This window comes from Flavobacterium hauense (genome assembly GCF_054457175.1).
Genome location: NZ_JBTKVX010000008.1, coordinates 149533 through 170089 on the forward strand (window position 1 = coordinate 149533; position 20557 = coordinate 170089).

The 20557-nt window shown below is 39.4% G+C and carries 21 protein-coding genes; 11 read left to right on the plus strand and 10 right to left on the minus strand.

Going from position 1 to position 20557, the window contains the following annotated elements; translation table 11 throughout:
* The first annotated feature begins 22 nt into the window (after positions 1-22).
* The 3 genes from ACX0HA_RS07830 (at position 23) to ACX0HA_RS07840 (ending at position 2718) form a co-directional block, all read left to right on the plus strand.
* On the plus strand, positions 23-1129 hold the full coding sequence (locus ACX0HA_RS07830) for a glycosyltransferase (protein WP_458844708.1): 1107 nt from the start codon (positions 23-25) through the stop codon (positions 1127-1129).
* The gene (locus tag ACX0HA_RS07835) at positions 1120-1686 is read left to right on the plus strand and encodes an RNA polymerase sigma factor (protein WP_458844709.1); all 567 of its coding nucleotides are present in this window, start codon (positions 1120-1122) and stop codon (positions 1684-1686) included. The genes ACX0HA_RS07830 and ACX0HA_RS07835 overlap by 10 nt, the downstream gene beginning before the upstream one ends.
* Positions 1687-1887: 201 nt before the next feature.
* Positions 1888-2718, plus strand: coding sequence for an energy transducer TonB (locus ACX0HA_RS07840; protein WP_458844710.1), 831 nt, complete (start codon positions 1888-1890; stop codon positions 2716-2718).
* A gap of 29 nt (positions 2719-2747) precedes the next feature.
* Here the strand turns inward: ACX0HA_RS07840 and ACX0HA_RS07845 are convergent, their stop codons facing one another.
* Complete coding sequence (locus ACX0HA_RS07845) at positions 2748-3227, minus strand: protease complex subunit PrcB family protein (RefSeq protein WP_458844711.1); 480 nt, start codon at positions 3225-3227, stop codon at positions 2748-2750.
* A 144-nt stretch (positions 3228-3371) separates the two neighbouring features.
* Between ACX0HA_RS07845 and lipA the strand changes: the two genes are divergently transcribed.
* Together lipA and gap are read left to right on the plus strand one after the other, a co-directional pair.
* Complete coding sequence (gene lipA / locus ACX0HA_RS07850) at positions 3372-4262, plus strand: lipoyl synthase (RefSeq protein ID WP_458844712.1); 891 nt, start codon at positions 3372-3374, stop codon at positions 4260-4262.
* Between the two features lie 40 nt (positions 4263-4302).
* Positions 4303-5304: a type I glyceraldehyde-3-phosphate dehydrogenase gene (gene gap / locus ACX0HA_RS07855; protein WP_458844713.1), complete on the plus strand. Its 1002-nt coding sequence runs from the start codon at positions 4303-4305 to the stop codon at positions 5302-5304.
* A 27-nt stretch (positions 5305-5331) separates the two neighbouring features.
* Here gap and ACX0HA_RS07860 read toward each other — a convergent pair whose 3' ends face one another.
* The 5 genes from ACX0HA_RS07860 to ACX0HA_RS07880 all read right to left on the minus strand — a co-directional run bounded on the left by ACX0HA_RS07860 (position 5332) and on the right by ACX0HA_RS07880 (position 8188).
* The gene (locus ACX0HA_RS07860) at positions 5332-5634 is read right to left on the minus strand and encodes a type II toxin-antitoxin system RelE/ParE family toxin (protein WP_458844714.1); all 303 of its coding nucleotides are present in this window, start codon (positions 5632-5634) and stop codon (positions 5332-5334) included.
* Positions 5622-5804: a hypothetical protein gene (locus tag ACX0HA_RS07865; RefSeq protein WP_458844715.1), complete on the minus strand. Its 183-nt coding sequence runs from the start codon at positions 5802-5804 to the stop codon at positions 5622-5624. The genes ACX0HA_RS07860 and ACX0HA_RS07865 overlap by 13 nt, the downstream gene beginning before the upstream one ends.
* Before the next feature lie 32 nt (positions 5805-5836).
* The gene (locus ACX0HA_RS07870) at positions 5837-6649 is read right to left on the minus strand and encodes a purine-nucleoside phosphorylase (protein ID WP_458844716.1); all 813 of its coding nucleotides are present in this window, start codon (positions 6647-6649) and stop codon (positions 5837-5839) included.
* Positions 6621-7646 (minus strand): tetraacyldisaccharide 4'-kinase, encoded by a 1026-nt coding sequence (gene lpxK, locus ACX0HA_RS07875; protein ID WP_458844717.1) that lies wholly within the window; start codon positions 7644-7646, stop codon positions 6621-6623. The genes ACX0HA_RS07870 and lpxK overlap by 29 nt, the downstream gene beginning before the upstream one ends.
* Before the next feature lie 122 nt (positions 7647-7768).
* The gene (locus ACX0HA_RS07880; protein WP_458844718.1) at positions 7769-8188 is read right to left on the minus strand and encodes a lipocalin family protein; all 420 of its coding nucleotides are present in this window, start codon (positions 8186-8188) and stop codon (positions 7769-7771) included.
* A gap of 239 nt (positions 8189-8427) precedes the next feature.
* Here ACX0HA_RS07880 and ACX0HA_RS07885 point away from each other — a divergent pair, with 239 nt between their 5' ends.
* The 6 genes from ACX0HA_RS07885 (at position 8428) to ACX0HA_RS07910 (ending at position 15989) form a co-directional block, all read left to right on the plus strand.
* Positions 8428-9522, plus strand: coding sequence for a Nif3-like dinuclear metal center hexameric protein (locus tag ACX0HA_RS07885; protein ID WP_458844719.1), 1095 nt, complete (start codon positions 8428-8430; stop codon positions 9520-9522).
* 2 nt (positions 9523-9524) lie between these two features.
* Positions 9525-10304 (plus strand): zinc ribbon domain-containing protein, encoded by a 780-nt coding sequence (locus tag ACX0HA_RS07890; RefSeq protein ID WP_458844720.1) that lies wholly within the window; start codon positions 9525-9527, stop codon positions 10302-10304.
* A 49-nt stretch (positions 10305-10353) separates the two neighbouring features.
* Positions 10354-11202, plus strand: coding sequence for an alpha/beta fold hydrolase (locus ACX0HA_RS07895; RefSeq protein ID WP_458844721.1), 849 nt, complete (start codon positions 10354-10356; stop codon positions 11200-11202).
* A 25-nt stretch (positions 11203-11227) separates the two neighbouring features.
* Complete coding sequence (gene rluF, locus ACX0HA_RS07900; protein WP_458844722.1) at positions 11228-12091, plus strand: 23S rRNA pseudouridine(2604) synthase RluF; 864 nt, start codon at positions 11228-11230, stop codon at positions 12089-12091.
* Positions 12092-12438: 347 nt separating this feature from the next.
* Complete coding sequence (locus ACX0HA_RS07905) at positions 12439-15012, plus strand: fibronectin type III domain-containing protein (RefSeq protein WP_458844723.1); 2574 nt, start codon at positions 12439-12441, stop codon at positions 15010-15012.
* Positions 15013-15149: 137 nt separating this feature from the next.
* Positions 15150-15989, plus strand: coding sequence for an SDR family oxidoreductase (locus ACX0HA_RS07910; RefSeq protein ID WP_458844724.1), 840 nt, complete (start codon positions 15150-15152; stop codon positions 15987-15989).
* Between the two features lie 45 nt (positions 15990-16034).
* On the opposite strand, the gene ACX0HA_RS07915 is transcribed toward ACX0HA_RS07910, so the two are convergent.
* From ACX0HA_RS07915 to ACX0HA_RS07930, 4 genes are all read right to left on the minus strand, one after another.
* Positions 16035-16919, minus strand: a complete 885-nt coding sequence (locus ACX0HA_RS07915; protein WP_458844725.1) for a bifunctional 5,10-methylenetetrahydrofolate dehydrogenase/5,10-methenyltetrahydrofolate cyclohydrolase — start codon at positions 16917-16919, stop codon at positions 16035-16037.
* A 93-nt stretch (positions 16920-17012) separates the two neighbouring features.
* Positions 17013-18353 (minus strand): signal recognition particle protein, encoded by a 1341-nt coding sequence (gene ffh / locus ACX0HA_RS07920; protein ID WP_458844726.1) that lies wholly within the window; start codon positions 18351-18353, stop codon positions 17013-17015.
* A 196-nt stretch (positions 18354-18549) separates the two neighbouring features.
* Entirely contained in the window at positions 18550-19887 is a 1338-nt protein-coding gene (locus ACX0HA_RS07925; RefSeq protein WP_458844727.1) for a LamG domain-containing protein, read from the minus strand.
* A 206-nt stretch (positions 19888-20093) separates the two neighbouring features.
* The gene (locus ACX0HA_RS07930) at positions 20094-20552 is read right to left on the minus strand and encodes a hypothetical protein (RefSeq protein WP_458844728.1); all 459 of its coding nucleotides are present in this window, start codon (positions 20550-20552) and stop codon (positions 20094-20096) included.
* Positions 20553-20557 lie beyond the last annotated feature (5 nt).

Here is a 20557-nt window from a genome sequence, read left to right on the forward strand (position 1 = left end):
AACACAAATGCCGCCCGCCTATATGCTGAACATTATTTTCTATATTTTCGTTGCTGTTGTCGTAGTACAACTCCTTTATTACCTTATAATTTTTGGAAAATTTGCCTTTGCCCAGGCACAGGAAATCACACCAAAAAGAGTTCCGGTTTCGGTAATCGTATGTGCTAAGAATGAAGCTGAAAGAGTTAAGAAACTTGTACCTTTATTAGCAGCACAGGATTATCCCGATTTCGAGATCGTACTTATCGACGACGCATCGAGCGATGATACACTGGATATTTTTGAAGAGTTCGAAAAGCAACACAGCAATATTCGTCTTGTAAAAGTGGCTAATAATGAAGCCTTTTGGGGCAATAAAAAATATGCTTTGACACTGGGCATAAAAGCTGCAAAAAAAGATTATTTACTGTTTACTGATGCTGATTGCTATCCTACTTCTAACGAATGGATTACTGCCATGACATCGCGCTTTACAGCAAACCGCACAATTGTTTTAGGCTATGGTGCTTATGAGAAAGTAAAAAACTCTTTCCTGAACAAGATCATCCGTTTTGACAACATGCTTACAGCCACGCAATACTTTGCATGGGCGAAGATAGGCAAGCCATTCTCGGGCGAAGGACGTAACCTTGCCTATAAAAAAGACGAATTCTTTAAAGTAAACGGATTCATTGAGCACATGAATATCCGTATGGGAGAAGATTCACTGTTCCTGAACCAGTCTGCTACAAAAAGTAACACAACTATCAGTTATACCCCTGAAAGCTTTACGTATACCGAAGCAAGAAAATCATTCGGAGCCTGGAAAAAACAAAAAAGAAGACAGGTATTTACATCTAAATTCTTCAGCACCTTCGATAAATTCCAGCTTAGGTTATTTTTCCTTTCACAGCTATCGTTTTTTATCCTGATGGCTGTATTGTTTTCTTTACAGTACAACTGGATGTTTATGGTTCCGGTAGTTGCGGTACGTTATTTATCAAGCTGGCTAACGATGGGTTACAGTGCTGCCAAATTAAAAGAAAAAGATACTGTTTACTGGTACCCGGTTATTGAAATAATCCTTACCTTCACACAACTGAATGTTTTCTTCACCAATTTGTTTTCAAAACCGGCGCATTGGAAATAACCCAAAAAATAATACAACAACACATCGAAAAAGCAATTAAAGGCGATCAGGTTGCCTTTACTTTCCTGCTTGATCATTTCTGGAATGAGGTTTATGGCTTTATGCTAAAGCGCACCGAAAATGAAGCCGATACTGAAGATATTGTCATAGAAACATTTTCTAAAGCTTTTGACAGGATTTCTACTTATAATCCTGAATATGCCTTTAATACCTGGCTGATAGCTATTGCCAAAAATGTACACATCGACCTCCTGCGTAAAAAACGTTCTTCATTATTCATTGAAATAACAGATGAAGAAGACCAGCAAGCCTATAATGTAGCCGACAGCTCTCCTTCTCCCGAAGATAAGATCATTAAGGAACAGAATCTTTCTAGCCTGTTGGAGTGTATAAAAAAAATGAAGCCGCAATATCAGGAAGTCATACAGCTTCGCTATTTCCAGGAGTTAAGCTATCAGGAGATCGCCGACCAGCTAAATGAGCCTCTTAATAATGTAAAAGTAAAATTATTAAGGGCAAAAAAACTATTAGCCGAGATCATTACCAAAAAAGGCTAACCTTATCTCTTTAACCCTACTCTTTTTATATAGTTTTTTGCAGGTTTATTCGTATTATCCTGCTCTTTCTGCAATAAGTTTTACTTTTAAGGTACATTATTTATTTTATAAATAATTATGCCAATTCTTACAATATCACCACTTACGAAAACGTTTTAGTATGTATACCTAATATTATTAACAACTAAAAATCACACTGCTATGTCAAAAGTTAGCGTTTTCGAACACGGATGGATCGACCTTGTATTTGAAGGCCGCAATCAGGAATACGGAGCTTATCAGTTACGTAAACAAGACCCAAAAACTACCATGCTTGCATTATTTACAGGTATAGGAGTTATGGTACTATTAGTATCAATACCAATGCTTATAAACCGCTTTAATCCAATCGCTCCAATTGCTGATGGTGAGCTTGAATTACCGACGCAAACCGCTATTGAGATCGAGGCTTATAAGCTCCCTGAAACTCCTAAGCCAAAACCGGCAACCGAACAACCTGCAGCAGCAGCTCCTCAGACCAACGTAGCTACAGTTGAATTCAGGCCAATGGAGGCAACATCAGAGCCTGTAGCACCTACTGTTACGTCACAAGATCTTGTAAATGCACTCCCTGCCAGTGTAACTACTGAAGGCAACGGAACAGGACCTACCCTTGGCCCTGTAGGACCGGCTACGTCAGGAACAGGAACTTCACCTTCGGGAACTTCTACAGCACCTGGGGGAATAGAAACCTTTGTAGATGTTGCACCTCAATATCCGGGAGGCCTTTCAGAGTTTTATAAGGAAGTAGCCAGGAAGTTTGATACGTCTGACCTGCAAAATGTTACCACGATTAAACTTTTAGTCTACTTTGTTGTAGAACCGGATGGAACACTAAGCGGTATAAAAGCAGTGCGCGACCCAGGCCAGGGCATGGGTACCGAGGCAGTAAGGGTATTAAAATCGCTTAAAGCAAAATGGAAACCGGGAATTAAAGGCGGGAAAGCTGTAAGAACAGCTTATAATATGCCGATAACCATAAAAGTAAACTAAAAATAAAGCCCCAATATGGGGCTTATTTTTTATTCGAATGTTACAGGTAAAGATGTCTTAGGTATTTTCACGATATGAAAAGGCTGTGTAATCACTGTAGCCGCTGCACCAGGACCACCACTGGATTTTTCAACATCTACAACGATCTGTGTATCTCCTTCAGTTACTGACACCACATCGATTGAAAATCCTCCATAGGATTGTATCTTATCAAAGGTGGCAATTACAGTCCATTGCGAAAAATCAATATTGGTATCCCCAAAATTCAAAGGCAAAGTATTTACCGCGGTCATCTCTGCAAGGAGATTTTGCCAGGCATCATTGTCGTTTATGACAAGATTACTTTCCCCAATATCTTCTGCACCATTCCCGTAAAGATTTTCTTTACCAACCGATGTAAACTCCAAAACAACCGGGTCATTTTTCTGGCTGTTTGTTGTGGCAGCATCGTCACTCTGACAGCTTACCATGGCTGCAAGAAGCAGTCCGCTAAAAATAATTTTTCTCATAACTTAATGTTTTATAGCAATTTATGATACTAAAATACAAAATAAATTAATAAAACAATACTTTTTTTCTTACAATCGTCACATTATGCTATTCCTGCCTTTTTTCGCAAATAAGTAGTATCTTTGCTGTTCAAAGTTTTTTCTATGGAAACTGTTTTAGATACTGTAAGACCTACCGCCTCTAATGGGCTATTGACTCAAAAACCTAAATGGTTAAGGGTAAAATTACCAACGGGCAAAAAATATACTGAACTTCGCGGACTTGTAGACAAATACAAACTGCACACCATCTGTACATCCGGAAGCTGCCCTAACATGGGTGAATGCTGGGGAGAAGGTACCGCTACCTTTATGATACTGGGAAACACCTGTACCCGTTCGTGCGGTTTTTGCGGTGTTAAGACCGGCCGTCCCGAAACAGTAGACTGGGATGAGCCTGAAAAAGTGGCCCGTTCTATCAAACTGATGAATATCAAGCATGCAGTTGTAACAAGTGTGGATCGTGACGACCTTAAAGATGGTGGATCGATCATTTGGGCAGAAACCGTTAAGGCTATCCGCAGGATGAATCCCAACACTACCCTTGAGACGCTTATACCTGACTTTCAGGGTATCGAAAGAAATATTGACCGTATCATTGAAGTTGCGCCGGAAGTTGTTTCCCATAATATGGAAACCGTTAAAAGGCTAACACGAGAGGTACGTATCCAGGCTAAATATGAACGCAGCCTTGAGGTATTGCGTTATCTGAAAGACAACGGCATTAACCGTACAAAATCAGGCATTATGCTTGGCCTTGGTGAAACTGAAGAAGAAGTGATACAAACCATGCACGACCTTCGCAGCGTAAACCTTGATGTACTTACCATTGGCCAGTATCTGCAGCCAAGTAAAAAGCACCTTCCAGTGAAAGAATTCATAACGCCGGAACAGTTCGCAAAATATGAGAAAATTGGGCTTGAGCTTGGTTTCCGTCATGTTGAGAGCGGTGCGCTTGTACGTTCATCATACAAAGCACAAAAACACATTTTATAATAGTTGAGAGTTGTCAATTCAAGATTGACAGTTTTTAGAAATGAATAAAAAAACAAAAATTGCCATTAACGGTTTTGGCCGCATAGGCCGAAACCTCTTCAGGCTTTTAATAGACCACCCTTCGATTGAGGTGGCAGCCATAAACGACATAGCCGATGCCCGCACTATGGCGCATCTGATAAAGTACGACAGTATTCATGGCATACTTCCTTATGAAGTATCACATACTGAAGACAGTCTTATCATCAACGGAAAACCCTATCCTTTTTTACGCAAAAAAAATGCTGCCGACCAAAATTGGGGTGCTTTAGACATTGATATTGTAATTGAGGCTACAGGAAAATTCAAGACCCTCGAAGATGCTAATGTACATATTGAGGCCGGTGCCAAAAAGGTAATCCTTTCCGCTCCTCCCGAAGATGACCGCATTAAAACGATTGTATTAGGGGTAAATGAACACATCCTTGACGGAACGGAGAAAGTAATCTCTAATGCGAGCTGTACCACTAACAATGCCGCCCCAATGATGAAGATCATCAACGACCTTTGCGGCATAGAGCAGGCTTACATTACAACAGTTCACTCTTATACAACCGACCAAAGCCTGCACGATCAGCCTCACAAAGACCTGCGAAGGGCACGTGGCGCTTCACAGTCTATAGTGCCTACAACTACAGGTGCCGCAAAAGCACTTACCAAAGTTTTCCCTGAATTTGCAGGCAAGATAGGTGGCGGTGGTATTCGTGTACCGGTTCCAGATGGCTCACTGACCGATATTACCTGTTATGTAAAACGTGAGGTAAGCATAGAAGAGATAAATGCAGCTTTCAAAAAAGCTTCTGAAAATGAACTGAAAGGAATATTAGCCTACACCGAAGACCCTATAGTTTCTGTAGACATTTTGGGCAATCGCAACTCATGCCTATTTGATTCGTTACTAACGTCTGCTATTGGCAAAATGGTAAAAGTAGTGGGATGGTATGATAACGAGATTGGGTATTCGTCCAGGATAATTGACCTTATCCTTTTTATAGAGAAATAAAAAATGCCACGAACTTTCGTGGCATTTTCATTTAAAATTTCTATTATTTTTTATTAATCTGCTACTATGATGAATAGTTAAAACATCTACATATTCCTTTGAAAATATCCGATAAATTATCCTATAGCTGCCAAATATAATCTCCCGTATATTTTTGTCTTTTAATTCAGGTACAATTCTTCCCGATAAAGGAAACGACTCTAATATTTCAGTCTCCTCAAAAAATCGCTCAACCTGTATCTTTGCATATGTTTCTGAATCTTTTGCTATAAATTCAGCAATATTTTCAATATCATACAAAGCTTGATCAGTCCATCTTACTTCAGCCATTTTTGAAGTCGCTGTTTTGCTTCGTCAGTTGACATTACATTCCCTGAGTCAGATTGTTCAAGACCAATTTCTATTTTTTGCAAAAGCATGATCCTGTCTAATAAATCATCAACTGAAAATTTATTTGGCATATCCTTTATAGCCTCTATAATTTTTTCTTTGGTAAGCATAACTCTAACTTTTTCCAAAAATACAAAATAAACTAATACTTAATAATGAGTTCCTTTATAAGTGCTTTTACTTTAGGTTCGGCCATTCTTGCTGCCTCAAGCACTTCATCATGGCTTAGGGTCTGAATGCCTTCTTCATTACCCATATCGGTAATTACCGAAAGCCCAAAAACCTCCATGTTCATGTGCCTGGCCACTATAACTTCCGGCACGGTAGACATACCAACACAATCGGCTCCCAAAATCTTTACCATTCGGTATTCTGCCATTGTTTCATAAGTTGGCCCCTGTAGGCCAAGATAGATACCATCACGCACATCAATACCCTGTCCAACAGCGATCTCCTTCGCCTTAGCTATCATTTTTCTACTGTAAGCTTCGTGCATATTTAGAAAACGTGGCCCAAAACGTTCATCGTTCGCACCTCTTAATGGATGCTCGGGAAAGAAATTGATATGATCGTAAATAAGTACTATATCGCCCACTTTGTAAAATGGATTAACACCACCTGATGCATTAGACACTATTAGCTTTTCTACGCCCAATGCTTTCATTACCCTTACCGGAAAAGTAACCTGATCCATAGAATAGCCTTCATAATAATGAAAGCGCCCTTTCATAGCAACTACATTATTTTGTCCGATTTTCCCAAACACAAGACTTCCTGAATGCCCTTCAACCGTTGACACCGGAAAATTCGGTATCTCATCGTAATTGAGTGTAAACTGAACCTCTATTTCATCTGTAAAGCTACCAAGCCCTGATCCAAGGATAACCCCATAACGAGGCGTGAATCCGGTTTTATCTGATATATACTTAGCGGTTTCCTGTACTTTGTCCCACATAATCTAAAATTGTTTTATCAAAACTGTCACTTTCTTTCAAAAAACGGCTTTTTATGGGCAGGTAAAATAACCTGTCAGCAGGCAGTTTTCCCTTCAGCCTCATATAGTCTTTTTCGGTAGTGACAATTATATTATTCTTTGAACGTTCGTTTAAATCAATTAATTCTTTTTCGGTAAAGCCATGATGATCCGGAAATGCCAAAACAGCATCACCCGGTTGCTGCAAATAATCAAAAAAAGGCTTTGGCTTTGCAATCCCCGCCACAAGAACCTTTGACTTACTTTTTATTTCACTGACCTCAAAATGAGACACATCCGAATATACTTTGTTATCATATTCTATACAAGTAAAATAAACCTTTTGTGATTTTTTTGGCTTAAGCCTCTTGGCAGTGTCCTGCATTTGATGTTCACTCAAATCAGGAGGGCATTTAGTTACAATAATTGCATCTGCCCTGTTAGCTCCGCTCCTGCTTTCGCGGAGGTTACCTGCAGGCAGCAAAAAGTCATCGGCATAGAGATCTCCGTATGAAGTAAGCAATATATAGAATCCCGCTTTTACCCTACGGTGCTGGTAAGCATCATCAAGAAGGATAATTTCCGGTTTAGGAGACAGACCGAGCAATTGTTCAATACCATTCTTTCTGTCAGCATCTACCGCAACTCTTATCTGTGGGAACTTATAATAAAACTGATAAGGTTCGTCTCCAAGTATATCTGCGTTGCTGTCTTGGTTGCCTAAAACAAAACCTTTTGATTTTCTTTTATAACCACGGCTTAGTGTAGCCACGCTGTATTTATCCGAAAGTAATCTTATCAGATATTCGGTTTGAGGTGTTTTTCCTGTACCACCGGTACTCAGGTTACCAATAGCGATCACAGGCACAGGGAATGTAAAAGACTTAAAAAGCCCTTTAGTGTATAAAAAATTACGAACTGCCGTAACCAACAGATAGATCAATGAAAAAGGGAATAGCAGCCTGCGTAATAATTTCATGAAGTCGAATTGTAAAGCAAAGATAATTTTTTAGGCCAAAAAGAACGCTATGGCAGTATTGAATTTACAATTTCATAAAAAAAGCGCCCCGATTGGGGCGCTTTTATCTTTTTCAGAAAAGATTACTTTCTTGTATAAGTAGATACATATTTAACTGTAACACCACCTTCTGTTTCAGTATCAACTATTCTTAATTCAGTACTAGTTAATTTCTCGATAGTAGCTGTGAAAGTTTCAGTACCTTCAGTTACAGTAATCGTGTTACCATTTCTTGTATACTTTGAAGGCTCATAAACATACTCTTTACATGCACCATCAACTTTGTCATATTCCACATCTTTTACTTCATCAGCTGTAATTTCCATATAATCTTTATCACATCCTTCAGTATGAACGTGATCAATTAGTTGGTCCTTGCCACCAACGGATACACCATCTTTAGCATATATCCATTTTCCTTTAAGTTCACCTCCTGTAGCTGAAGAGCTGTCATCATCACCACAAGATACTGCTGTAAGTCCTAGCAACACTGCTGAGAACATAACTAGTTTAAGTTTTTTCATCGATTGTTTGGTTTTATAAAAATTAGTTGCGCAAACATATTTATTTTATGTTAAAATGCAAAATTTTAATAAGAATATTTTTAAAAATAATCTATTCTTTACATTATAGTTAAATTATAAATAAAAACTGCCTTACGACAGTTCTAAAAATTAAAGCAATAACAAAGATTTAATATTATGTTACAGAAACACTATTTTTGTATACTAAACATGCTGTCATGATTATAAAAGAGATACTTACCATACTTGAAGATATGGCTCCGCTGGCTTATGCTGAAGATTTTGATAATGTAGGCCTTCTCACAGGTGATGCACAGATAAGTGCTACGGGAATATTGGTATGCCACGATGCATTAGAAAGCGTTATTGATGAAGCTATTGCAAAAAACTGCAATCTTATTGTCTGTTTTCATCCTATCCTCTTTTCAGGGCTTAAAAAAATTACAGGAAAAAACTATGTAGAGCGTGCGATCATAAAAGCTATTAAAAATGACATCGCTATATATGCAGTACATACAGCGCTGGACAATCATAGCCAGGGTGTAAACAAAATATTCTGTGATGCATTGGGTCTTATCAATACCAAAATACTTATTCCTAAGGAGAATTATATACGTAAGCTTGTTACCTACACTATTCCTGAAAATCACACCAAACTGCGTAATGCATTATTTGATGCAGGAGCAGGCAGCATTGGTAACTATGAGAATTGCAGCTTTAACTCTCAGGGACTTGGAACTTATCAGGGAAACGAGAACAGTAATCCCGAAATTGGCAACAGGGGTGAGTTCATGGAAAACACAGAGATAAAAATTGAAGTTACTTTTGAAAAGCATCTGGAAGCAAAAATCCTGAAAGCTCTTTTCAGCAACCATATATATGAAGAAGTAGCTTACGAAATATACAGCCTGAACAATACCCATCAAAATATTGGCTTAGGCATGATAGGAGAACTGGAACAGCCTTTGGAAGAAAAAGTTTTCCTGATTTCAGTAAAAGAAAAAATGAAGGCTGAAGGCATAAGGCATAGCCATTTTACAGGCAGGCCTGTGAAAAAAGTAGCGGTATTGGGAGGCTCAGGCAGTTTTGCTATCAGGAATGCAATTTCCGCCGGGGCAGAAGTATTTTTGACCGCCGACCTGAAATATCATCAGTTTTATGAAGCTGAGGGCAAGCTGTTACTGGCTGACATAGGCCATTTTGAAAGCGAACGCTATACAAAAAACTATATAGTTGATTATCTTACGAAAAAAATGCCTAATTTTGCAATCATTTTATCGGAAGAAAATACAAATCCAGTTAAGTACTTATAAATATGGCGAATATCAAGGAACTAAGTGTTGAAGACAAATTAAGGGCACTTTATGATTTACAGTTAATTGATTCAAGAATTGATGAAATCAGGAACGTGAGAGGAGAGCTTCCGCTTGAAGTGGAGGATCTTGAAGACGAAGTAGCCGGGTTAAGCACAAGACTTGAGAAATTAAAGACTGACCTTGAGTCTATCGAAGAGCAGATAAAAGATAAAAAAACTGCTATCGAAGACCATAAAGCGGCCATCAAAAAATATACTGAACAGCAAAAAAATGTTCGCAATAACCGAGAATTCAACTCTTTAACTAAAGAAGTCGAGTTCCAGGAACTTGAAATACAGCTTGCTGAAAAGCACATCAAGGAGATGAAAGCTTCTATCGAACACAAAAAAGAGACTATCAATCAGTCTGGCGAAAGGCTTGAAGCTAAATCTACTCACCTGAGCCACAAAAAATCTGAGCTTGATGCTATTATGTCAGAAACTCAGAAAGAAGAATCTTTCCTTTCAGAAAAATCAGCTGAATACCAGGGAATGATCGAAGAAAGGCTTCTGGCAGCTTACACCAGAATCAGGACAAGCGTGAGAAATGGCCTTGCAGTAGTTTCTATCGAAAGAGGCGCATCGGCAGGTTCATTCTTTACAATTCCTCCTCAAACACAAATGGAGATTGCTGCCCGTAAAAAGATCATCACTGATGAGCACAGCGGAAGAATTTTAGTAGACAGCGTTCTTGCTGAAGAAGAAAGAGAAAAAATGGAACAATTGTTCTCAAAAATATAATCTGAAATCCCCCGCCATGGCGGGGGATTTTTTTTGCTATGGTCAGTCAATGCAAAAATTACTTACATACATTATTTCAAAAGGGCTTGGACTGTATATTAATATACTGAGTTTTATATATCCAAAAAAAGCCAGCTGGCTTGCCTACAAATTCTTTAGCCATCCTCGCGATGGCAGACTCGTAAAAGAAGCTCTTCCGGACATCCTGAAAGAAGCCGATGCAGAAATGGTTACCCATAATGACTTCCTTTTTCAAACCTACACCTGGAAAGGGAATGATAAAAGGATATTGCTTATGCACGGTTGGGAAAGCAATGCTTCGCGATGGGAACAACTGATAGGCTATCTTAAAAAATCAGGCAGTACCATTATTGCCATTGATGCCCCCGCCCATGGACTTTCGTCCGGCACCGAATTCAGTATGCCGCGCTATGCTGAATTTGTAGATGTAGTTGTCAGAAACCTGAAACCTGATTATCTGATAGGCCATTCTCTTGGCGGCGCTACAGCTTTGTATTTCCAGTCACATTATACAAACGAATACATAAAAAAACTAGTTGTATTAGGAGCCCCTTGCGAACTGAACACCTTATTAAAGAATTATGCAGGAATGCTCAGCCTTAACAGCAATGTCTTCAAGTTACTTGAAAAACACTTTTTTGAGCATTACAAAATCAAGACCCACGAATTCTCAGGCAGTGTATTTGCATCTAAAATAAAAATAAAAGGCCTTATTGCCCATGATGTCGATGATACGGTAGTATCATTTAAAGAAGGACAGAAAATAGCAGCTGCCTGGCCGGATGCAAAATTCATCACTACAAAAGGCCTGGGACACAGCATGCACGGTGATGCCCTCTACGATTCGGTTTACGATTTCCTTTTTAAGGCAGAGTAAGCTATAATTATCTTAATTTTGCATTATGGAAGAATTGAAACGCCTTAATAAATTTATATCTGAAACCGGTTATTGCTCACGCAGGGAAGCCGACAAACTCATCGAAGAAGGACGCGTAACCATAAACGGTATTGTTCCTGAAATGGGAACTAAGGTTACTCCAGATGACGAAGTGCGCATTGACGGAAAACTTATTAAAGAGAAAACCACCAAAAATATTTATCTGGCATTCAATAAACCCGTAGGCATTGAATGTACTACCAATACTGATGTGAAAGACAATATTGTAGATTACATCAATTATCCTAAACGCATCTTTCCAATCGGCAGGCTTGACAAGGCCAGTGAGGGGCTTATATTCATGACCGACGATGGGGATATTGTAAACAAAATACTCCGTGCAAGAAATAACCACGAGAAAGAATATATTGTAACGGTAAACAAACCCATTACCGACAGGTTCATACAACGTATGGGTAACGGAGTACCTATTTTAGATACTGTAACCCGTAAGTGTAAGGTTGAGCAGATCAGCAAATACATATTCCGCATTGTGCTTACGCAAGGGCTTAACCGACAGATTCGCCGTATGACCGAGTACCTTGGTTATGATGTTACCGCTCTGAAACGTATACGTATCATTAATATTTCTCTCGATGTACCTGTAGGCCGCTATAGGGAACTGACCCCGGCCGAAATAAAAGAGCTAAATACACTTATTGAGCCATCGAGCAAAACCGAAGAAGCCAGTTTTGCCAAAGAAGAACCTACACAAAGAGTGTCTGCAGCCCGCAGGCCGTTAAATCCTAACAGGCCCCAAACACGTAACAATGGTACAGGCAAACCATTAAATAGTAATAGGAGGCCAAACCAAAGGCGAAAAGATTAAAGTTAATCTATAAAGCTTAAAATTTCACAATTTACAGCTCCAGTGAAAACGTATTCGTAGATTGTGAAATTTATTGAAAATAATATAACATTTTTACAACTATAAAGCCATATTACGATTTTTTCAAGTCATTAGTAGTCAATATTACCATAAGTTTATTTTACTGAATGTACAAATAAGTATAATGAAATGCTATTATAGTACAGCTATCTGTGATTAAAATTGTTTTTTATAATAAAAATCTTATAAATATAACATTAAAATAAATTTTGTTATAAACAAATAGTACTGATTATCATTTAGTTAAGTTTTTAAATTAGCAAAGTTCAAAAATTAACTAAATAACTATGAAAAAAATTACCTTATTATTCGGGTTACTCTTTGCCGCGCAAATGGGAGCCCAAAACTGCACTCCGCTTACGTATTACACGGAAGATTTTGAAGCAGTTACAACACCGGCACTACCGGCATGTTCAACAGTCACGGGAACCAACACCTGGACAACAACAAACAATCCTGGCAACGGATTTGAAAGCAAAACCCTAAGATATACCGGCAATGCTCAGGCAGCTAATGCATGGTTTTTTACTAAAGGAATTGCAATGACAGCCGGTACATGGTATAAAATATCATACCGATACGGGAACAACGGTGCATCTACCGAAGATCTTGTTGTTACTCTTGGAACAACAGGAACCAGTAGCGACAACCCATTCCAAACACATAACGGAATAACTGGCGGCACACCTACAACGATGAACATTAATTTATTCCCTGCACAAAGTACTGCGACCTATTATTTTGGTTTTCATGCAATGAGTGCAGCAAACCAGGGAAATATTTATGTAGATGATATTATTGTTGAGCCGGTAACCTGTAATAATCCGGAAAATATTAAAGTAACAAACCTTACAACTACGGGAGCCACATTTACATGGAATGCTACAGCTAATAATAATACCGATATGTTTACGGTGTATCATTATTCGTATATGACTTCCAATACCCCTCCTACAGATCCTAACGATATTGATTACACAACTACGACTACGGCAGCTCCCACAGATCTTTTACCGGGAACTACCTACTACCTGTTTGTAAGGACACAGTGCCAGCCTGTAATTGGTGGCTGGAGCGAACCGGTAATATTTACAACTCCAATGTGTGAATCGACAACAGTTCCCTATACTCAAAACTTTGAGTCTGCAACAGTTCCGGCTTTACCTGGTTGTACAACCGCAAACCAATGGGTAACGGCTAACAATCCTGGTAACGGATTTGAAAACAACACTCTAAAGTATGCGGCAAATGCTGATCCGGCTAATGCATGGTTCTTTACACAGGGGATAAACCTGCCTCAGGGTTACTATAAAATATCTTATAAATATGGGAACAACAGCGCCACATCAACTGAAAAACTAAAAGTCGTAATGGCTACCAGCCCAAATGCTGCATCAACGACAAGTACTTTTGGCGATTTTACAGAAATTATTGGAGGAACGCCATCAACCTTCAACACTGCAAATCCACTAACTATAACTCCGGAGACTGCGGGAGTATATTACTTTGGATTTAATGCTTATAGCGACGCATCACAAGGTAATCTGTATGTAGATGATATTATAATAGAACCGTGGACATGCAGCGAACCAGCTAATATTACAGCAACTAACGTAACTACTACAAGCGCAACCATCAGTTGGGAAGCTCAGGGCAATCCTGCTGTAGGTTATCTTTATTCTTACAATACAACTAATGAAGCCCCAACAGATCAAAACTTCGTTCCTGTATTAACTACAGAACTGACAGAACTTGAGCCTGGTACAACTTACTATTTCTTTATCAAAGGAATCTGTGGGCCTGTAATGGGTGAATGGTCACAAAGCTTCAGCTTTACCACTCCTACATGTGCACCTACAACTGTTCCTTATATTCTTGACTTTGAATCGGCTGCTACACCGGCAGTTCCTGAATGCACAATTGCCCATGAACCGATATCAGGTAACCAATGGGTAACGGCTAACAATCCGGGAAGTGGATTTACGAGCAAAACTTTAGTATACACTGGTACAAACGACGCAGCAAATTCATGGTTCTTTACTCAGGGAGTTGAACTAACTACAGGTACTCTTTATAAAATATCCTATAAGTATGGTAATAATGGTTCATCTACAGAGAACCTTAAAACCACTATCAATACAAACCCGAACCCGAATTACCAGATAGGAAGCAATCTTGGTACACATGAAGGCATTACAGGTGGGACACAGGAAGAATTTAATGTTGAATATGTTAATCTGCCAACAGGTGTTTACTACTTCGGATTTAACGCTTACAGCGATGCAGGCCAGAGTGCTATCTACGTAGATGACTTTAAGATTGAAGTAATTGATTGTGGCGAGCCAACTAATGGTGCTGCTACAAATGTAACAACCACTACAGCAACCATATCATGGGAAGCAGCAGCATCAGGTAATGCAACACCTAGTGTTTACCATTTTACTTACGGAACTACTGATACCCTTCCTGAAGAAGGCCAGCCAGAGCCCGGAACATCTAAAGAACTTACAGAACTTACACCAGGCACACAATACTATGCTTTTGTAAGAGTGCAATGCGGACCATCATTTAGCGGATGGCTGACAATTCCGTTTACTACAGAAGGGACTGTAGGCCTTGGCGAAAATGCTTTCAAAAACATTACAGCCTATCCTAACCCAGTAAAAGACGTACTTAATCTTGATGCTACTGCAACTATTGAAAAAGTTGAAGTTTACAGCATTACAGGCCAACTTGTACACTCACAGGCCATAAACAGCCAGAATGCATCCGTGAGCCTTCAAAATCTTGCTTCTGGTGCATATCTTGTAAACGTTACTGGCGAAAGCGGCTCTAAACGAATCAGGATCATCAAAGAATAATTAAAAGTTCAAATAGTTTTCAAACCACCCTCCGGGGTGGTTTTTTTATGTTTGATTTATACAAATATGCGTTTGAAATGGCAAAGCCATCTCTTAGCCATTTACCCGAAATTTGTATATAATTAAAAACTAAAATCATGGATACACAGAAACAAAAAATATGGTTTGTAACCGGAGCTTCTAAAGGCTTTGGACTGATACTTGTAAAACAGCTTTTGGCGTTAGGCCAAAAAGTAGCCGCTACATCACGCACTACCGATGAGCTTATAAAAGCTGTGGGAGATATTACAGACAACTTCCTTCCATTACAGGTGGATCTTGCGAGCGACACATCGGTAAAAGAAGCCATCACTAAAACTGAAGCCACTTTCGGAGGGCTGGATGTACTGATAAACAATGCAGGATATGGCATCGGCGGAAGCCTCGAAGAAGTTGAAGATGCTGCTGTGCGTGCCGCATTTGACATTAATGTCTTTGGGGTATTCAATACAATTCGCCATACATTACCCATAATGAGAAAGCAACAATCGGGACATATCATTAATATTGCCTCTATCGCGGGCGTTGCCCCGGGGTCAGGATGGTCGGCCTACTCAGCAACAAAAGCGGCAGTTATTGGTCTGTCAGAAGGCCTTGCACAGGATGTAGAACCCTTTGGAATTACTGTAACGGCAGTAGCTCCAGGAGCTTTCAGGACAAGCTTCCTGTCTAAGGAAACGCTATCTGTACCTAGAGAAATTACGGGCGAGTACACCTTTATTAATGAGATGCTGCATAAGTATCAGAATATGGATGGCTTACAAGCCGGTGACCCTGAAAAAGGAGCTGCTATCATGATACAGACTGCCTTTGAAGAAAACCCTCCGTTGCATTTATTATTAGGAAGTGATGCTTACCGCAGGGCAACAAGCAAGTTTGAAAAACAAATGGCAGCATTTGAAAATCTGAAAGAACTCACTACATCTACAGAGTATTAAAAGCAAAGGGAGCCAATTGGCTCCCTTATATTTCTGTACGATATATTATTTGTTATCTTTTCTAAGCTCTCTTGCAAGAAGCGTGTTCTTAAGAAGCATGGCAATTGTCATTGGCCCAACACCACCGGGAACCGGTGTGATGAACGATGCTTTTTTGCTTACGTTCTCAAAGTCAACATCACCTGTAATAACATAACCTTTAGGATGCGATTCATCAGCAACACGCGTAATACCCACGTCTACGATTACTACATCATCTTTAACCATTTCGGCTTTAAGGTAATTGGGTACACCAAGGGCAGTAATAATGATATCTGCCTGTGTAGTTATCTGTGCAATGTTTTTTGTGTGGCTGTGCGTTAATGTAACTGTTGAGTTACCAGGAAAACCTTTACGTCCCATAAGGATACTCATCGGGCGGCCAACGATGTGGCTACGGCCAATAACTACTGTGTGCTTACCTGCAGTCTCTACATTATAACGTTCCAACAGCTCTAATATACCAAAAGGTGTAGCAGGAATGAATGTTGTCATGTCCAGTGCCATTTTACCAAAGTTCTCAGGGTGGAAACCATCAACGTCTTTGCTTGGGTCGATTGCCATAAGAACCTTTTGATCATCGATCTGTTTTGGCAACGGAAGCTGTACGATAAAACCATCGATATTATCATCCTGGTTAAGCTCCTCGATTTTTTTCAACAGCTCAAGCTCAGATATCGTGCTTGGCAATTTTATAAGTGTAGACTCAAAGCCTACAAATTCACAGGCTTTTACTTTGCTGCCTACATAAGTAAGGCTCGCACCGTCATTACCTACTATTACAGCGGCAAGGTGAGGCACCTTTTCGCCTTTCTTCTTCATTTTGGTTACAACTTCGGCGATCTCATTCTTGATATCTTCCGAAACCTTTTTTCCGTCCAGTAATTGCATTGTTCGTGTTTTATTTTGAAAATAGATGTTCAATAGAAACTGCCAGGCAGTTGTATAATAAAAAAAGACGCGTTTCACCGCGTCTCAGTATTTTTAAGGCTTCATTCCTTTCATTCCGCCCATCATCCTCATCAGGTTTTTGCCGGCACCTCCCTGCATCATCTTCATCATTTTGCTCATTTGGTCAAACTGCTTCAGCAACTGGTTTACCTGTTGTATAGACGTACCCGATCCTTTCGCGATCCTGGTTTTCCTTTTTACATCGATAGTGGCAGGCCTGCTTCGTTCTGCAGGTGTCATAGAATAAATTATAGCTTCAATGTGTTTGAATGCATCATCTTCGATCTCTACATCTTTAAGCGCTTTTCCTGCTCCGGGTATCATACCTACAAGGTCTTTCATGTTACCCATTTTCTTAACCTGCTGTATCTGCGAAAGGAAATCATCAAAACCGAATTCGTTCTTAGCGATCTTCTTTTGTAGCTTTCTTGCTTCTTCTTCGTCATACTGCTCCTGTGCCCTTTCAACAAGCGACACAACGTCACCCATACCAAGGATACGCTCGGCCATACGATTTGGATAGAAGATATCGATAGCCTCCATTTTTTCACCTGTACCGATGAACTTAATTGGCTTGTCTACTACCGATTTAATTGAGATTGCCGCACCACCACGTGTATCACCATCAAGTTTAGTAAGGATAACACCATCAAAGTCCAATCTGTCGTTGAATGCTTTGGCAGTATTTACAGCATCCTGGCCTGTCATGGCATCTACGACAAATAATGTTTCGTGAGGTTCTATAGCTTTATGAACGTTTGCAATCTCGTTCATCATTTCTTCATCAATGGCAAGACGGCCCGCAGTATCGACGATAACTACGTTGAATCCGTTTGCTTTGGCATGTTTGATTGCGTTCTGCGCAATCTCAACAGCATTTTTGTTTCCTTCTTCAGAGTAAACCTCTACGCCTATCTGCTCACCTACAACATGAAGCTGGTTGATCGCAGCCGGACGGTAAATATCACACGCAACCAATAAAGGTTTTTTGTTCTTTTTGGTTTTAAGGAAATTAGCAAGCTTTCCTGAGAAAGTTGTTTTACCTGAACCCTGAAGACCTGACATTAATATTACAGTAGGATTGCCTGAAAGGTTAATCCCTGACGCATCTCCCCCCATTAGTTCTGTAAGCTCATCTTTCACGAGCTTAACCATCAGCTGCCCCGGCTGTAATGTAGTAAGTACATTTTCGCCAATCGCTTTTTCTTTTACTTTGGTAGTAAAATCTTTAGCTATCTTAAAGTTAACGTCGGCATCAAGTAATGCCCTGCGCACCTCTTTAAGGGTGTCAGCAACGTTTACCTCGGTTATTTTTCCGTGGCCTTTAAGTATATGAAAGGCTTTGTCTAATTTCTCGCTTAAATTATCGAACATAAAATCAGGGTTTCTTTTTATAGAGGTGCAAATTTAAGAATTTGATTTTTAAGATACAGGGTTTACGCTAATAAAAAGGCTATTGGGAATGGCTTTTTAAACAGTTAATTTACGAAAAGGTATAAAAAACGAAAAACCGGCTTGGGAAGGGGCCGGTTTTTCTCGGAAAAAAACTTGAATATTTAAAAAAACACAACTATTCTAAACATGTATTGCAATCGCCATCAAGCTCATAGAGAACCTGAACATCTGCAGGCGAAAGCACTTTTTTATAGACTCGCAGATCATCCAGAAAACCTGTAAAACCGCTACCTATAAAATAATCCATAGCCTCGTTGCCTATCGCGGCTCCGGAAGCATTCTGACTGTTTCTCAGCTGACCATCACGGTACAGCCTGACATTGTTATCTGCATCTACAGTTACTACCAGATGATGCCATTTATTTGTATCAACAGGTAGTGCTGCATCAACTTTCCAGTCTAAATCTACTAGGCCGATATAATTTCCTGCCGAAAACAAAGGTGCATTAAGCTCTTTTATCATAAGCTGGAAACCCTCTCCATCGGTACTACCTTTAGAGAAAAGCTTTTCAACATCGCCTCCATTGGTATTCTGCATCCTGAACCAAAGGCTTACACTGTATGCCTGCCCCTGAACAATTGCATTATCACTATTTTGAGGCACTTGTAAAAACTGAGATCCATTAAATACAACTGCACAATTCTGGTTACCTTCCCTATCAGCTGTAAAAGTGATGTCAGTCGGCACTATGATCGCATTACCTTTCAGATCCTTCACTATCCCATTAGAGAATGTCATGTAAAGAGACAAATCATCTACGAGAATACCCGGATTCGTGCATCCGCCCTGTTCACATCCCTGCAACGCATTATTAATCGCCGCAAGAAGCTCAACATTATTGTTTACTGTAACCCCTGCACCATCATTTACATTTAGCGAAACCGGATATCCTATCGAATAATACTCATTAGGCCCCAGATTTTGCAGCATTGTATACAGCTCTTTATTAGTATTCAGAACGTTTGTGTTCTGAATCTGGAAACCGCTATTGTAATTGTAAAACGTGATCGGAAACATTAACGAAACGCAATCGCCTCCTATAGTATCAGCCGGCACAACACAGGATGCTATCATTGCATCAAACTCACCCTGGTTATTTACAACTGTTTCATTATAATTCTGATCTTCAACCGTAACAGGAAAAACAAAAGATAAAGTATCCTCGTCATCCTGACTTTGGTTAAAAATTGCCGCAACGTCTTCATATTGAGAAGCTGTAACAATTGTAATCCTGTTTTTGTTGGCGATAACTTCAACGGGAAGCTTAACTTTAAAACAACTTGTGCTGTCTATTACATTATCTTCTGCAGTATCATTTACCGACATTGATTTTAAAACAGCGGTTAATGACGAGCTACTATCCAATGCTTCAGTCTTTTCATCAAAAGACTCATTCTGGCACGAAATTGCCAGGAATGCAAACATCAAAACAGCAAACAGGTTTTTAATCATTTTTATCTGATATTGAATATAACAGTCAAATTTAAAAAAACCCTACCTGCTTTTAAAATTTTTCAAAAATAAAAACCATTCACCGCAGCGAATGGCTTTCATCATTTTAAATTCTTTTTCATTTATCGTTACAAACAGTACTGGTTAGGTTTGCATTTATTCTTTGAATAAAACAGCCGGACCAGGAAATACCCTTCTTTAAAAAATTAATTTTTCTGGAAGGTAAGATAATCAGTCCCTCCGTCACCTCCGCTTACATCAATAAGTTTAATCTCTGTACCTGTTCTTGCCATAACATCCCAGTCGTCGCTAAGATCTGTAAATTCCGCAGGCGCAGTAAAATTGATCTCAACATCGATATCGCTGTCAAAGCCATCATCGTCATTGCTGTCATCATCATAGACCGCCCAGGTACCGGTATAAGTATCCGAACCTTTTGTCGCTGTCAGTATATTATTTTCATAAAATGTAAAATTGAAACCCTCAAAATTATCTGTCTCAACATTACCCTCTTCGGTGAAATTCGTAATTCTCCATGTACCTGATTTCAGGTTATTCGCAACAGCCGTGGCATTACCGTTCACGCCTGATTTATTGTCATCGTCTGAACATGCAGTCAGACCGGCAAGAATTAAGCATGCTGCTAATAAATTGATTCTTTTCATAGTTT

What these genes read in the sequence shown, in the direction of transcription:
- ACX0HA_RS07830 (WP_458844708.1), top strand. Translation starts at nt 23, where the DNA reads ATGCTGAACATTATTTTCTATATTTTCGTTGCTGTTGTCGTAGTACAA.
- ACX0HA_RS07840 (WP_458844710.1), top strand. Translation starts at nt 1,888, where the DNA reads ATGTCAAAAGTTAGCGTTTTCGAACACGGATGGATCGACCTTGTATTT.
- ACX0HA_RS07845 (WP_458844711.1), bottom strand. Translation starts at nt 3,227, where the DNA reads ATGAGAAAAATTATTTTTAGCGGACTGCTTCTTGCAGCCATGGTAAGC.
- lipA (WP_458844712.1), top strand. Translation starts at nt 3,372, where the DNA reads ATGGAAACTGTTTTAGATACTGTAAGACCTACCGCCTCTAATGGGCTA.
- gap (WP_458844713.1), top strand. Translation starts at nt 4,303, where the DNA reads ATGAATAAAAAAACAAAAATTGCCATTAACGGTTTTGGCCGCATAGGC.
- ACX0HA_RS07860 (WP_458844714.1), bottom strand. Translation starts at nt 5,634, where the DNA reads ATGGCTGAAGTAAGATGGACTGATCAAGCTTTGTATGATATTGAAAAT.
- ACX0HA_RS07865 (WP_458844715.1), bottom strand. Translation starts at nt 5,804, where the DNA reads ATGCTTACCAAAGAAAAAATTATAGAGGCTATAAAGGATATGCCAAAT.
- ACX0HA_RS07870 (WP_458844716.1), bottom strand. Translation starts at nt 6,649, where the DNA reads ATGTGGGACAAAGTACAGGAAACCGCTAAGTATATATCAGATAAAACC.
- lpxK (WP_458844717.1), bottom strand. Translation starts at nt 7,646, where the DNA reads ATGAAATTATTACGCAGGCTGCTATTCCCTTTTTCATTGATCTATCTG.
- ACX0HA_RS07880 (WP_458844718.1), bottom strand. Translation starts at nt 8,188, where the DNA reads ATGTTCTCAGCAGTGTTGCTAGGACTTACAGCAGTATCTTGTGGTGAT.
- ACX0HA_RS07885 (WP_458844719.1), top strand. Translation starts at nt 8,428, where the DNA reads ATGATTATAAAAGAGATACTTACCATACTTGAAGATATGGCTCCGCTG.
- ACX0HA_RS07890 (WP_458844720.1), top strand. Translation starts at nt 9,525, where the DNA reads ATGGCGAATATCAAGGAACTAAGTGTTGAAGACAAATTAAGGGCACTT.
- ACX0HA_RS07895 (WP_458844721.1), top strand. Translation starts at nt 10,354, where the DNA reads ATGCAAAAATTACTTACATACATTATTTCAAAAGGGCTTGGACTGTAT.
- rluF (WP_458844722.1), top strand. Translation starts at nt 11,228, where the DNA reads ATGGAAGAATTGAAACGCCTTAATAAATTTATATCTGAAACCGGTTAT.
- ACX0HA_RS07905 (WP_458844723.1), top strand. Translation starts at nt 12,439, where the DNA reads ATGAAAAAAATTACCTTATTATTCGGGTTACTCTTTGCCGCGCAAATG.
- ACX0HA_RS07910 (WP_458844724.1), top strand. Translation starts at nt 15,150, where the DNA reads ATGGATACACAGAAACAAAAAATATGGTTTGTAACCGGAGCTTCTAAA.
- ACX0HA_RS07915 (WP_458844725.1), bottom strand. Translation starts at nt 16,919, where the DNA reads ATGCAATTACTGGACGGAAAAAAGGTTTCGGAAGATATCAAGAATGAG.
- ffh (WP_458844726.1), bottom strand. Translation starts at nt 18,353, where the DNA reads ATGTTCGATAATTTAAGCGAGAAATTAGACAAAGCCTTTCATATACTT.
- ACX0HA_RS07925 (WP_458844727.1), bottom strand. Translation starts at nt 19,887, where the DNA reads ATGATTAAAAACCTGTTTGCTGTTTTGATGTTTGCATTCCTGGCAATT.
- ACX0HA_RS07930 (WP_458844728.1), bottom strand. Translation starts at nt 20,552, where the DNA reads ATGAAAAGAATCAATTTATTAGCAGCATGCTTAATTCTTGCCGGTCTG.